General features: G+C 35.8%; 14 protein-coding genes. 3 read left to right on the top strand and 11 right to left on the bottom strand.

What is annotated here, in order from left to right:
* Positions 1 to 226 precede the first annotated feature (226 nt).
* From ACIR310F_RS0106985 to ACIR310F_RS0106965, 5 genes are all read right to left on the bottom strand, one after another.
* Positions 227 to 550 carry a type II toxin-antitoxin system PemK/MazF family toxin gene (locus ACIR310F_RS0106985; protein ID WP_196803180.1) on the bottom strand — a complete coding sequence of 108 codons (324 nt, stop codon included), beginning with the start codon at positions 548 to 550 and terminating at the stop codon, positions 227 to 229.
* Positions 544 to 804 carry an AbrB/MazE/SpoVT family DNA-binding domain-containing protein gene (locus tag ACIR310F_RS0106980; RefSeq protein WP_028083198.1) on the bottom strand — a complete coding sequence of 87 codons (261 nt, stop codon included), beginning with the start codon at positions 802 to 804 and terminating at the stop codon, positions 544 to 546. Before ACIR310F_RS0106980 ends, ACIR310F_RS0106985 begins: the two co-directional genes overlap by 7 nt.
* Positions 805 to 998: 194 nt before the next feature.
* A complete protein-coding gene (locus ACIR310F_RS0106975; protein ID WP_028083197.1) occupies positions 999 to 1,328 on the bottom strand; it encodes a hypothetical protein in 330 nt (109 codons plus the stop codon).
* A gap of 77 nt (positions 1,329 to 1,405) precedes the next feature.
* Positions 1,406 to 2,020, bottom strand: coding sequence for a hypothetical protein (locus ACIR310F_RS0106970; RefSeq protein ID WP_028083196.1), 615 nt, complete (start codon positions 2,018 to 2,020; stop codon positions 1,406 to 1,408).
* A 158-nt stretch (positions 2,021 to 2,178) separates the two neighbouring features.
* On the bottom strand, positions 2,179 to 3,342 hold the full coding sequence (locus tag ACIR310F_RS0106965) for a hypothetical protein (RefSeq protein ID WP_028083195.1): 1,164 nt from the start codon (positions 3,340 to 3,342) through the stop codon (positions 2,179 to 2,181).
* Between the two features lie 298 nt (positions 3,343 to 3,640).
* On the opposite strand from ACIR310F_RS0106965, the gene ACIR310F_RS0106960 reads away from it, so the two are divergent.
* Entirely contained in the window at positions 3,641 to 3,958 is a 318-nt protein-coding gene (locus ACIR310F_RS0106960) for a helix-turn-helix domain-containing protein (protein ID WP_028083194.1), read from the top strand.
* A gap of 246 nt (positions 3,959 to 4,204) precedes the next feature.
* Here ACIR310F_RS0106960 and ACIR310F_RS0106955 read toward each other — a convergent pair whose 3' ends face one another.
* Genes ACIR310F_RS0106955 through rfbC form a run of 3 tightly spaced genes read right to left on the bottom strand, consistent with a single transcriptional unit; the run spans position 4,205 to position 6,706 of the window.
* Positions 4,205 to 5,281: a glucose-1-phosphate thymidylyltransferase gene (locus ACIR310F_RS0106955; RefSeq protein WP_028083193.1), complete on the bottom strand. Its 1,077-nt coding sequence runs from the start codon at positions 5,279 to 5,281 to the stop codon at positions 4,205 to 4,207.
* Entirely contained in the window at positions 5,278 to 6,168 is an 891-nt protein-coding gene (gene rfbD, locus ACIR310F_RS0106950; RefSeq protein ID WP_028083192.1) for a dTDP-4-dehydrorhamnose reductase, read from the bottom strand. The genes ACIR310F_RS0106955 and rfbD overlap by 4 nt, the downstream gene beginning before the upstream one ends.
* Positions 6,161 to 6,706, bottom strand: coding sequence for a dTDP-4-dehydrorhamnose 3,5-epimerase (gene rfbC / locus ACIR310F_RS0106945; RefSeq protein ID WP_028083191.1), 546 nt, complete (start codon positions 6,704 to 6,706; stop codon positions 6,161 to 6,163). The genes rfbD and rfbC overlap by 8 nt, the downstream gene beginning before the upstream one ends.
* Positions 6,707 to 7,049: 343 nt before the next feature.
* Here rfbC and era point away from each other — a divergent pair, with 343 nt between their 5' ends.
* Both era and ACIR310F_RS0106935 read left to right on the top strand, forming a co-directional pair.
* On the top strand, positions 7,050 to 8,024 hold the full coding sequence (gene era, locus ACIR310F_RS0106940) for a GTPase Era (RefSeq protein ID WP_028083190.1): 975 nt from the start codon (positions 7,050 to 7,052) through the stop codon (positions 8,022 to 8,024).
* 41 nt (positions 8,025 to 8,065) lie between these two features.
* Positions 8,066 to 8,539, top strand: coding sequence for a TspO/MBR family protein (locus ACIR310F_RS0106935; RefSeq protein WP_028083189.1), 474 nt, complete (start codon positions 8,066 to 8,068; stop codon positions 8,537 to 8,539).
* 112 nt (positions 8,540 to 8,651) lie between these two features.
* Here ACIR310F_RS0106935 and ACIR310F_RS0106930 read toward each other — a convergent pair whose 3' ends face one another.
* The 3 genes from ACIR310F_RS0106930 to glyQ form a co-directional block, all read right to left on the bottom strand.
* Positions 8,652 to 11,006: a ComEC/Rec2 family competence protein gene (locus ACIR310F_RS0106930; RefSeq protein ID WP_028083188.1), complete on the bottom strand. Its 2,355-nt coding sequence runs from the start codon at positions 11,004 to 11,006 to the stop codon at positions 8,652 to 8,654.
* 94 nt (positions 11,007 to 11,100) lie between these two features.
* Positions 11,101 to 11,580, bottom strand: a complete 480-nt coding sequence (locus ACIR310F_RS0106925) for a DUF4079 domain-containing protein (protein ID WP_028083187.1) — start codon at positions 11,578 to 11,580, stop codon at positions 11,101 to 11,103.
* A gap of 257 nt (positions 11,581 to 11,837) precedes the next feature.
* Entirely contained in the window at positions 11,838 to 12,716 is an 879-nt protein-coding gene (glyQ, locus tag ACIR310F_RS0106920; protein ID WP_028083186.1) for a glycine--tRNA ligase subunit alpha, read from the bottom strand.
* Between the last annotated feature and the right edge of the window lie 79 nt (positions 12,717 to 12,795).

The raw sequence follows: 12,795 nt of genomic DNA, 5'->3' as shown, positions 1-12,795 counted from the left end.
AAGATGCCCGCACCACAAGAGTTTCATGATTCAACTTTGTACCTCATCAGAGCGGAAAACGCTGTAAAAATTCAAAAAAATAATTTTGGATTTTTAATTTTTGGGTTTTGAAAACATTTGACGCAGAGACGCAAAAGGCGCGAAAGGCGTTTTCTGCGTCTTGATTTTATGAGAAATAAAAATAAACTACGAAGGAGCGAAGCACACGAAGCAAGAAGAAGGTTATTTATTCTGCAAATATTTCCGCTAAGATATCCAAAACGGCTTTTTGTTCTTCTGTGGTAATTTGACCGAGAAGTTTTACTAATCGGATTTTATCTATTGTGCGAATTTTCTCAAGTACGATTTGTCCTTCTTTTCCTTGAAATTGACAGGTTACTCTTGTGGGGTATGGTTGTCCTTTTGTTGTCATTGGTGCAACTATTACGGTGGAAATATAATGGTTTATTTCATTGGGTGAAATTATTAAGCAAGGGCGTGTTTTTTTAATTTCACTACCAATGGTATGGTCAAGATTAACTAAGAAAACATCAAATCTGTTAACTACCATTGCCATTCATTTTCATCCCATTCTGTTGTGTTGATGTCATCTAATAAGATATCATCGCGGTTTTCTGCCATTTTTATAAATGCTTTTTCCCTACCTTTTCTGACTTGTTCAACTGGGCGAATAATGAGATGATTTTCTTGAACTTCTATTTCTACTTCTGAGTTAATTCCACTTTGTTCTAATAGGGTTTTAGGGATGCGTAACCCTTGGGAGTTGCCGATTTTGACTATTCGGGTTTTGATTGTTGTACCCATTTTATGTTTTTGGGGATAGGGTGGTGTTTACATTGTAATTACATAAATAAAAATAGTCAACCATGAAATGCTCACGCAAAGATGCAATCTCAGTCATCATATCCCGCAGGTTAACCCAACATTTACAAGAGCTTGTTGGGTTTCACTATTCAAGGTCAGAATATAGTTAAGTTGACAAATTTACATCTTTATTTTTACTTATTTGTATCATTTATGTATGGAAGGATATTAAATTGATGACAAGTTAGAAACTTATTATCAATTTCCCAGATAATAGTGTAAGTTCCACGAAATGCAAATGGCTTTTTGGTTGTTGTGTTAAAGTCTTGAGGATATCTTGCATAGACAAATTTCTGACCCCGCAATTCTTTCTTTACTGTGTTTTTACTATTGTCAGGAGATTTCACTGTAATAAAAAAACTTTGGTATTTTTGCTGTGAATTATTTTTAGGACGTAATCCAATTTTTAATTCTTTTGTATTAAAATCCACTGTCTTTGGTATTAAGTCTATTTCCCAGTCCAACTCAAGTGATTTATCAGGTAATTTAATGGACGATTTTCCTTCAGCTAATTTGCATTTAAAGTTTTCCGATACTTGCGTTATTTGTGCTTTAAAAAAAAACCACTTAGCACAATCAAAATCATACCAACCCCAATCAAAACTAATTCTTTACTAATATTATTTGGATAATAAGTTGCAAGAGTTTGGACTCTAAAATTATAGTTACAACTATCCTTATCAGTTGGTAACGGCTTTATATTACTACTAGATATTTGGAAATCTTTATTATGCCAAAATTTTTTATATTGTTCTGTAAAACTTATACGAACCTCATCCCAATATGTATCCGAAATTTTTAAATTCCTAGCATCTTCAACAGAAATTAAACCTTTACAAACAACACCTTGAATTAAGTGGACATCTCTGGGGGTAGGCTCTTTTAGTACCTCTTCCGAGTTTTCACCAATATCTTTTTTAGTAGCAATATCTATTCTATAGAGTAGGGTAAAATTATTACTAAAATCATGTCCAAAATTTACAGAACGATGCAGTATTATTCGCACTTCAGTTGGCTTTTCATTAGGTGCTGCTTGTTGTAAATGATACAATAATTTATTATTTTGTACTAAAAAATTTGGAGCAACTATTACTTGATAGTCTAAACTACTATTTCGGCTGATAAGGAATGGGTATAAATCATAGCTTTTACTCATTTTATTATTCCCTCAATTACTACTGATATCTTTAATTATAGCCAAGAATTAAATTATTGATAACCGATAATATCCCCGACTGATTCTTGCTTATGTCAATCAATTATGAATTAATGTTAAAAGTCGGGGATATGGGTGTAAAGGATTACTATAGCTAACTAATTCTGAATTTGTCCTGAACCGTCAACATTGAATTCTCTCTCAAAGTTTTGGATCTTCCTCAGATGTTCACCTATAATATATACAAGAGCTTCCTCCCTACTTTTAATATTTTCCCTGCTTACTGGAGCTTGATCTACTCCGTTTGATTCTTCCGGGGAAAAAATTAATTTCCATATTATTTGTATAATTTTACCTATTTTGAATGGTATCATATCAAAAATAACTTCTAGGATAACTTCTAGGACAAAATCAACAGCTATTTGGGAAAACATATTCAATTGTTGGTAATTTTTTAATTTTTCTTTCAATGTATCAATCATTGCGTATGATAAAACGACATCTACATACCTCGGTTCAATTTGTGTAGGCGGATTACCATCTCTTAATCTTAATCTCATTGTTTGGAAATTTCTTTTCTCGACATTATCCTCAACAATCACCTCATAAATCGGTTCTGCAATATTCATTCCTAATGAGCTTATAGGTATCCATCTAGGTGGTTGTGATTGTAATTTTCTCCGCTCATCTATCAGACTTTCCAAGCCGTTTATTTCTCTTTGTAATTGACTTATTATATTTCCTAAATTATCAAATCTTTCCGATACCAAAGCATCCCATTTTGTAATTACAATGTGAAGAGGACATCTAGTTCTTTTGATATAATCTAGAATATTAGGTATGTCGTTATTTTGCCAATCAACAAGTTTTTGTAGTGAATCACTTGGTAGTTTTTCTCCATTTCTTCTCATCATATCAACAATTCTTATACCATCCAAAAATATAAGAATTATATGAGCTTTTTCTATTTCTCTCTTCAGCTTTTCTTCTTCCTTTGTTGTTTTCCCTTCTTGGTTGGATGCTTTTTTAATGCTGTTAATTTTACCACCAGCATAGTCTAAATAAGTAAAAGATCCAACAAAGTAATCACTATGTTTACCTTGTAACTGCCATCTAAACCTCCATTTCTTAAAGTCTGATGTTCCTATAGTGTTAACTGTGCCTGTTCTTATATCCAATACTTCACTACAAATCAAATTAAGTCTTCTTTCTTCGTCCTGATCATCTATTCTTAATGAAGTGCTTAATTTTCTATATAAACTAGCTAAATAAAGACTTTTTCCTGCTCCACTTCCACCTAAAGCCACGATGTTAATAGCCATAATCAAGCACCTCTATTAAGTAAGTCTCCTTGGTTTTTACTATTAAACAATGAAGTTTGAGGAATTTACGCAATTGTATTTTTTTTTACAAAAGTACATAAAACTTTACTTGCTTATTTCTACTTGGGCATACTAAAACAAAAATACTAATAAAACCTTTGAGGTGATAATTCTCTAAATGTTACTAATTTTACATAATTGCTACACCTAAGCAAGACATTGACTTAATTGAAGCAAGACTTGAAAGAGCAAAACAGCATTATAAACAAGTTTATCAGTAAGAGAAAAGGAAATAATCATGACAGAACATATTGAAATAAAACCCAGTAGCGGTAACGTATTTACTGACTTAGGTTTACCCAACCCAGATGAAATGCTAGTAAAAGCAGAACTAGCACGAAAAATCAGTAATGCTATCATTGCACGTCATATTACACAAGCAGAAGCGGCTGAATTATTAGGAATTGATCAACCAAAAGTTTCTGCTTTAATGAGAGGAAGACTTGCAGGGTTTTCTCTAGAAAGAATGTTTAGATTTCTCAATATTTTGGGAATTGATGTAGAAATTACAGTCAAAGCTAAATCTAGAGATGATGCACGGATAATAGTAGTTTAATTTGTTCTTGTGAAAAGGTTGACTTTGATGAATGGTAGATATTTACTCGATCTCAAACTCTCATTCCTCTGTGATCTGGCGTGGTTCGTTTTTAGTAACTTGTGCGTAAGTCCTAAAGATAAAAAGAAATAATCATCACAGAAAATATTGATATAAGAGCCAGTTGTAGCAAGGTATTTATAGTATTGCTAAAACCAGCCTTTTTATTGAATATTGGTACAGTATCTAGAATGATACCTCTTGCCTTTAAGTCAATTCAATTTGCGAATCATCACCAATTAAAAAACGTAATGCTTTAGGACGACGAGGGGCGATACTTAATTGGGCGCGTTGTCCAATTAAACTATCAATAATCCGCTGCTGAATACCCGTAATTTTAGCACCTTCTAAAACTACACTATGTTCTAAATCCGTTTCTATCAGGGTTGAATTATCCGCAATGCTACTATAAGGACCAATAAAACAGTTCTCTAAATAACAATTATTACCAATTACCACAGGACCGCGAATTGTACAGTTGATAATTTTAGATTTAGCACCAATTTCTACCCTACCAATAATCTGAGTTTTACTATCAATGTCGCCTAAAATTGATTTTGTTAAATAGGTATCAAGAATCAGCCTGTTAGCTTCTAATAAATCATCTTTTTTCCCTGTATCTAACCACCAACCATCAAGATTATAAGCTAAAACTTCTTTTTTTTGATCTATTAAACATTGAATAGCGTCCGTAATTTCTAATTCTCCTCTCGCTGAAGGTTTAATTTGAGAAATTGCATCATGGATAGTGGCTAAGAAGAAATAAACTCCTACCAATGCTAAATTTGACGGGGGAACTTTTGGCTTTTCAATTAATTGTAATACCTTACCTTTTTCATCTACCTTCGCTACACCAAATGCACTAGGATTTGGGACTTGACGCAACAGAATTAAAGCATCTGGTTCTTGTTGGCTAAATTTATCCAAAAATGAACTTAAGTCCCCTTGTTGAATCAAATTATCTCCCAAATACATCACAAATGGCGAATCCTTTAAAAAAGGCCGCGCCACCTGGACAGCATGGGCTAAACCGGCTGGTTGTTCTTGTAAAATATAGGTGATATTCACACCAAATTTGTCGCCATTTCCCGTTTTATTTTTGACTTCTTCTCCTGTTTCTGGACTGATAATAATACCAATATCCCTAATTCCCGCCCCAGCCATTTCTTCAATTCCATACCATAAAATTGGTTTATTAGCAACGGGGACAAGTTGTTTTGCTCCGGTATAAGTTAATGGGCGTAATCTTGTGCCTTTTCCACCGGATAAAATTAATCCTTTCATAAAGATTTTCCTTGTAATTCTTTTAACATTAATCTTAGTCTTTGTCGCCAATGGAGAGGATAAGTTCCCAAGATTCTAGATATCTTATCACAAGCTAAAATGGAGTAAGCGGGACGTTTTGCTGGTGTGGGATATTCGGGAGTGGTAATAGGAATGATCTTTTCAATTTTCACAGGGAAGCCTAGTTTTTCTGCTTCTTCAAAAATTGCTATAGCAAAGTCATACCAACTCGCAATACCACTATTTGTATAGTGATAAATTCCAGTAATTTGTGATGTTAATTGGGGGATAATTTGGGATATTGTCAAAGCTATATCTTGAGACCAAGTAGGACTTCCAATTTGATCTGTAACTACCCGAATTTCTGGCTTTTCTTGACCAAGCCGTAACATCGTTTTCACAAAATTGCTTTTTCCATAAGTCCCATAAACCCAAGCTGTACGGATAATTATATGATGATGGGGACAAGTTTTTTGAATTGCTATTTCTCCCGCTAATTTTGTCTTTCCATAGACACTTAATGGATTAGGAATATCAGTTTCTTGATAGGGATAATTGTGATTACCGTTAAATACGTAATCTGTGGAAAGATGAATTAAGAAACTTCCTAGTTTTTGGCTTTCTTCGGCGATAATTTGCGGGGCTATAGCATTGACAGTATTAGCTATTTCTGGTTCGCTTTCGGCTTTGTCTACGGCTGTATAAGCAGCAGCGTTGATAATTATTTCCGGGTGGCTTTCTTTGATAATTTGACGGAGATTCTCAGGTTGATTTAAGTCTATTTGCGGACGTGCATAAGCAATAACTTTGTAGTTAGATGAAAGGGTATTTTTTAGTTCTGTTCCCACTTGTCCGTTACTACCTATTAATAATATTGATTTATTCATAAACTTCCGCTTTTTTAAAAGTTGGAGCATTACTATCTTTAGCTGATAAAATCGGCGGTGTCGTGAGAGGCCAATTTATAGCTAAATCTGGATCATTCCAAATTATAGCGCGATCGCTTCCCGGTGCATAATAATCTGTAGTTTTGTATATCACTTCTGCCATTTCTGAAAGTACGAGAAAGCCATGAGCAAAACCTGGTGGTATCCACATTTGGCGTTTATCTTCAGCACTGAGTTCGTAACCTACCCATTGTCCAAATGTGGGAGATTTTTTTCTAATATCCACAGCCACATCAAAGATTTTACCAGCAATAACGCGAACTAATTTACCTTGGGGTTGGATAATTTGATAATGTAATCCTCGCAACACGCTTTCTTCCGATTTTGAGTGATTATCTTGAACAAATTTGGCTGTAATTCCCAGTTTTTCTGTGAATATTTTTTCGTTATAGGATTCCAAAAAAAAGCCCCGTGAGTCTTGGAAGATTGGCGTTTCAATCAAGATAATCTCTGGTATTTCCGTAGGAATAGTTTTCATTGTTTTCGATTTTACTAGTTTGCTAATTAATAAATAAGTATTATTTTTTTATGACTCAGCTAACTGCTATAATTTTCTAACTTGTAGTCAGAACTTTAGTCCTATTTTTTCTCAAAACTATTAGATAATAGCACAAAATGTTAATTTCACAATTAAAGTTTAACAACAACCTGATTACTTGCATCTTTGCACCCTTCGGTGAGACATATTCATATATTTAATCAGCAAGGCCAAATTTTGATTTATCCTTTCTTGTTATTTCCATAAATATGCAATAATTGATATATCTCTATTCTTCAAGAGAATTTCCATCAAAATCATCTATTGATCATAACTGTAAACAATGCAAGTAGAATCACAAGCGTCTCATATTGATAATAATATTATTACTGATTTCGGTAGTGTGATCATTCCCCAAGCACCTGCTGGATTTAAATCGGGTTTTATCGGTATTATCGGTCGTCCTAATGTCGGTAAATCCACGTTAATGAATGAATTAGTTGGACAAAAAATAGCCATTACTTCCCCCACAGCCCAAACTACTCGCAATCGTTTAAGAGGTATTTTAACTACAGAAACCGCCCAGTTGATCTTCGTAGATACACCGGGTATTCATAAACCACATCATCAGTTAGGGGAAGTGCTGGTAAAAAATGCGAAAATTGCCATTGAGTCAGTAGATGTTGTATTATTTGTAGTTGATGGTACGGTTGCCTGTGGCGCAGGCGATCGCTATGTTGCTGAATTATTAACTCATAGTCAAACACCCGTAATTTTAGGAATTAATAAAATTGATCAACAACCGGAAGATGCTCAAAAAATAAATGAGAGTTATATTCAATTAGCTAATACTTATCAATGGGAAACTGCGAAATTTTCTGCTAAAACTGGTGAGGAATTATTACAACTACAAGATTTATTAATTAGTCACCTCGAACCAGGACCATTTTATTATCCCCCGGATTTAGTTACAGACCAGCCAGAACGGTTTATTATGGGTGAATTGATTAGAGAACAGATATTATTACTAACTCGTCAAGAAGTTCCCCATTCCGTAGCCATAGCCATTGATTTAGTCGAAGAAACCCCGAAAATTACCCGCGTTCTTGCCACCATTCATGTTGAGAGAGATTCGCAAAAAGGTATTCTCATTGGTAAAGGGGGAACAATGCTAAAATCTGTTGGTAGTGCAGCTAGAGAACAAATTCAAAAGCTAATTGCGGGGAAAGTTTATCTAGAATTATTTGTCAAAGTACAACCTAAATGGCGACATTCACGGGTGCGGTTAGCAGAACTAGGTTATCGTGTTGAGGAATAAGTGATAAACTACTCATGGTAAAAGTCAGCACCAAGGCAGTTATGATTAAATCTTGGATGATAATCGGCATTATAGCATTCTTAGTAGGTTTTGCTGGTAACTGGATGACACCCAACCAGAGTCAATGGTTTCGACAACTACAAAGACCTCGATGGTTAACATTTGAATCAGCAATTCCCCTGATTTGGACAGTAATATTTACTTGTGGTGCTTGGTCAGCTTACATCATTTGGGAACACAGCCCAAATACCTATACAACACGCTTAATGATGGGTTTATACCTACTCCTAGAAATATTTACCATAGCGTACACCCCTGTAATGTTACATTTTCGCAGTCTGATAGTTGGGACAATTATCGGTGGTACAGGATTGCTGATTTGTTTGTTGATCACATTAGCAGTTTTATCAGTATCTATTTGGTCAGCATTACTATTATTACCTTATTTGCTATGGAGTCCTATAGGTACATACACCACATGGGAAATGAGTCGTCTTAATCCTCAAGATGCTTAAAACCCGAAAGTTGAAAGTCTTGATGATGTTTAACTTTCAACTTTTTATCATAGGTTTTATCTCTTTGTTCGCGTCTTTGCTCCTTTGTATTTTGGCACGAAAAAACCCCATATTACAAAACAGAAGATTTATTTTCTGTTGTTTGAATAAAAGATTGAAAATCCCCATTCGGTGTCCATTGAACTGCACCATCTTTACCAGTAAAAAAAAGCTTAGTTTCTCCTTTACTTAAAGAAGATAATGTTTTACTATCTAAATTATTAGCAGAAGTGATAGCTATTTGGGGTTTAAGTGCTAAGATTAAATCTTGTAAAGATTCTGATGGACACCATACAACCTGGGGAGAAGACAAATCTCCACTTTTAATTAATTCTTGAATTTGTTGGGATTTAATATTACCGACTAATAACCAATTTTGATTAAAAATTTGTAATTTTAAAATTGGTATTTGCTCATTAATTAATTGTGCGATAATTGTCGAATTATTTATCGGTTGACCAACTGCTAAACCTTGATAGATTCCTTGCTCTTCTTGGAGTTGCTGTTGCAGTAATTGAGTGGCAATATTGTCTTCTAAATTGGGAGTATATTCATAGAAATTTTTAATTGGTATATCTTGCATAATTTCCAACCAAGGATCATAACTATGACCAGGAAACTTACTAGCGACAGCCAAATTAACTTGATTTATCCCTTGCTGTCTTAAAAATGGGAGAATTGTAAATCTACCCGTACCTTCATTTCCCCCATTAACTATCGCAATATTTCCTCGATCTTGAATTACTAAAACAGGTTCAGTCCTGGTTTCTAATAAAGTAATTCTTAGCAAATTATCATGAGAATACCAAAGAGGAAAAAGCACCAAACCGACCACAATAAAACCTGCAAACCACCAGCGTTTCTGCCACCATTTTACTAACAAAGGTAAAATAATTAAAAGATAGATAATCAACATTTGCCAAATTGATATACTACCAACAGGTATCTGACTTCCTGGTAAATGATCAAAAAATTCCACCAGTTGAATTAACCAATGGGTAGGATAATATAAAAAACCCGCTAAAATACTTCCTAAATCTGGTAAAATTAAACCTACTAAACCGCTAATCATTCCCCCAATACTAATGATAGAAATAAATGGTGTCGTCAGAATATTAAGAGGCACACTATAAACTACAATTACACAAGCAAATTCTAGCAATCGGGGTAAAGTCCAAATTGTTGCTGCTAAAGATGCAGAAATTAAAGAACTAATTGCTGGTGGTAGCCAGTCTAAACGTTGATCTATTGCTGGTGCGGTGACAATTAATCCTAACGTAGCTAAAAAACTCAATTGAAAACCTAAATTCCAAATCCACAAAGGATTAAATAATAATAATAATGTTGCTGCTATCAACAAAGATCCCAACTGCTTCACACCTTTTTCTAAAGCCAAACCGAGCAAAGCCGCAAAGCCCATAATTACGGCTCTTAACACCGCAGGTTCAAAACCGGCTAAAAACAGAAAAGTAGTTAATCCCAAGCCACCCAGGGTAATCTGAGTCGCTTTATTTGTACCTTTAGTTAGCTGTAAAATTACACCCAAAATTAAAGAAGTTTGAAAACCAGAAGCAGCCAAAGCATGAGCCAAACCAGTCCTCACAAATAAATCACGGATATCATAGGGTAAATCAACAGCCTTAGCACCTAAAACCATAGAACTGACAAGAGGACCTTCAGGAACACCTAATAAACGAGCTTGTGATCTCCCGATTTTCCCACGAACTTGCCACCATCCCCAAGGACGCTGATCATCGAGAATATTAATCTGTCTTCCCGCTAAACCCGCAAAAGTCTCCTCCTGTCGCAGATATTTCTGAAAATCAAAACCACCAGGATTTAACGCTGCTGTTGGTTTATACAAAAATCCTGTCACCGCAATTTCTTGTCCAGGATATAAACCAGTAGACTGAAGTATCGGTACAGTCACGTATAACCTACCGGTTACCTCTCTGGGATTTCCCCCAGAAGCTTGATTATTCTGTACCTCATCTAACTGAGTCGCTGCTAACCAAAATTGTCCTTTTTGACTGCGAGTTAAGCGAGGATTACTATCCACAAACCCTCGCACAATCACTGACTGTTCAATATTAATTTTATCACTAGCTACAAAGCGACTAATATCTTTTATTCCCGGTTGAGGTAATCGTAAATTAAAATAAAAAGTAGCCAACAAACCCACCACACCAGCTATTAACCACACACTAGGATGGGGAATATTTATCCAGTTATTAGAAACTGGATTTGTTTTGCTAACAGTCGCACCTTTTTTAAGCGCAAATTTTCTTAAATTAACATATATTCGGCGAAATAACACCGCCCCAACCACACCCAGAAATAAAATCCAGACACCACCCCAGGGAATTGCGGTAAATAGCAAACCCAAAATATAACTAAGACAGATAATTATTCCACTCGTTTGCATCATAAATCACAATAAATGCCAAAGCACCCAGGAGATTAAAATTTAATTTGCTTTTTACACAAATAATTCATCTTTGGTAACTTTGGCAATCAGAAAATTATAAAGAAATACCCAAATTAAACCCTAAAACGGCATGAACAAACATAACCCCTAGTGCTATAGTCCCCAAATAAGCATGAACTACACGCAACCCAGCTTTATCCCCAAAAAATCCACTTAGAGAAATCACACCATTAATTAACAACAGTATTAACACCAGCGAACCAGTCCAGAAATGAGGACTTGCAAACAGCGGTTTTTGCTGCATCACTAATGATAAAACTCCGCCGATATACCCACCAGCTAAAAATAAAAACAACCAGAGAGCTAATTGACGGTGAGCCGTACGGCTTTGAATTGCTGCATCTTTATCTACTAACAACTTACCGCGCCAACCCATCACCCCCACAAAAGTCCCCACCACAAAAATCACAATTCCCATCATTACTGGATGTCCCCAATGTACAATCGGTTCAGGAACACCCAGAGAACGAAACCAGCCCGCAATAGGTTCTAAAACTGCACTGATATTTACCATCTTACACACCACTGTTTTAACATTAACTTTTTCATCCCCCCTCTATCCAGCCACCGTATATACACATCCTTACCCAAAGAAAGTTTTCATCTACGAGAAAGGATCTATCTATTATCCAGTTCCCCTCCTCGCTTGCGGGGAGGGGCTAGGGGTGGGGTATTATAGCAACCAATAGGCAATTATTGCCGACTTGTGTGTACACCATAGCTGTGCAGGGGGGATTAAAAAATTTTATGATCAATACGAATCATTATTGATCAACTTACGGTAGTTTTCAGCAACGGAAAACCCAACTTTTCCCTTTGTTCAACATATAAATGAGCCACCTTCCTTGCCAAATGCCGAATTCTAGTAATGTAACGAGTTCGTTCCGTCACCGAAATTACCCCCCTAGCATCCAGCAAATTAAAAGCATGAGAACACTTAATCACATAGTCTAAACTAGGTAAAACCAATCCTCGTTCTGTTAATTGAGTAGCTTCCTGCTCATATAAACCAAACAGCGTCAGCAACATTTCAGGATTAGACGCTTCAAAATTATAAGTACACTGTTCAATCTCACCCTGAAGATGAACATCACCATAAGTAATATTATCAGTCCATTGAATCTTGGTAATAGCCTCCACCTGCTGAAGGTACATCACCAACCGCTCTAAACCATAAGTAATTTCAATGGACACAGGACGACAATCAATACCTCCACATTGCTGAAAATATGTAAATTGGGTAATTTCCATCCCATCTAACCACACTTCCCAACCAGTACCCCAGGCGCCCACCGTCGCATCCTCCCAATTATCCTCCACAAAGCGAACATCGTGATCTTCAGGACAAATCCCCAAAGCCCGTAAAGAATCCAGATAAATTTCCTGGATATCATCCGGTGAAGGCTTAATCAAAACTTGATATTGATAATAATGCTGAAAGCGATTCGGATTTTCGCCGTAACGTCCGTCAGTCGGACGACGACAAGGTTCAACATAAGCCACAGCCCAAGGTTCAGGACCCAAAGCCCTTAAAAATGTATGCGGATTCTTAGTACCAGCGCCCTTCTCCATATCATAGGGCTGGGCAATTAAGCAGCCCCGCTGTCCCCAAAACTGATGCAATATCGCTATTACCGACTGAAAATTCACTATCTACTCTTCCTTGAGTCAACAATTTCTAACCCATTGTGGACTAAAACCAGCACTGTGAGCAGGTTTCAGGGCAATA

It is taken from the genome of Dolichospermum circinale AWQC310F, assembly GCF_000426925.1.
In the GTDB taxonomy this organism is placed as follows: Bacteria; Cyanobacteriota; Cyanobacteriia; order Cyanobacteriales; family Nostocaceae; genus Dolichospermum; species Dolichospermum circinale.
This window is presented reverse-complemented; position numbering and strand designations above follow the sequence as displayed.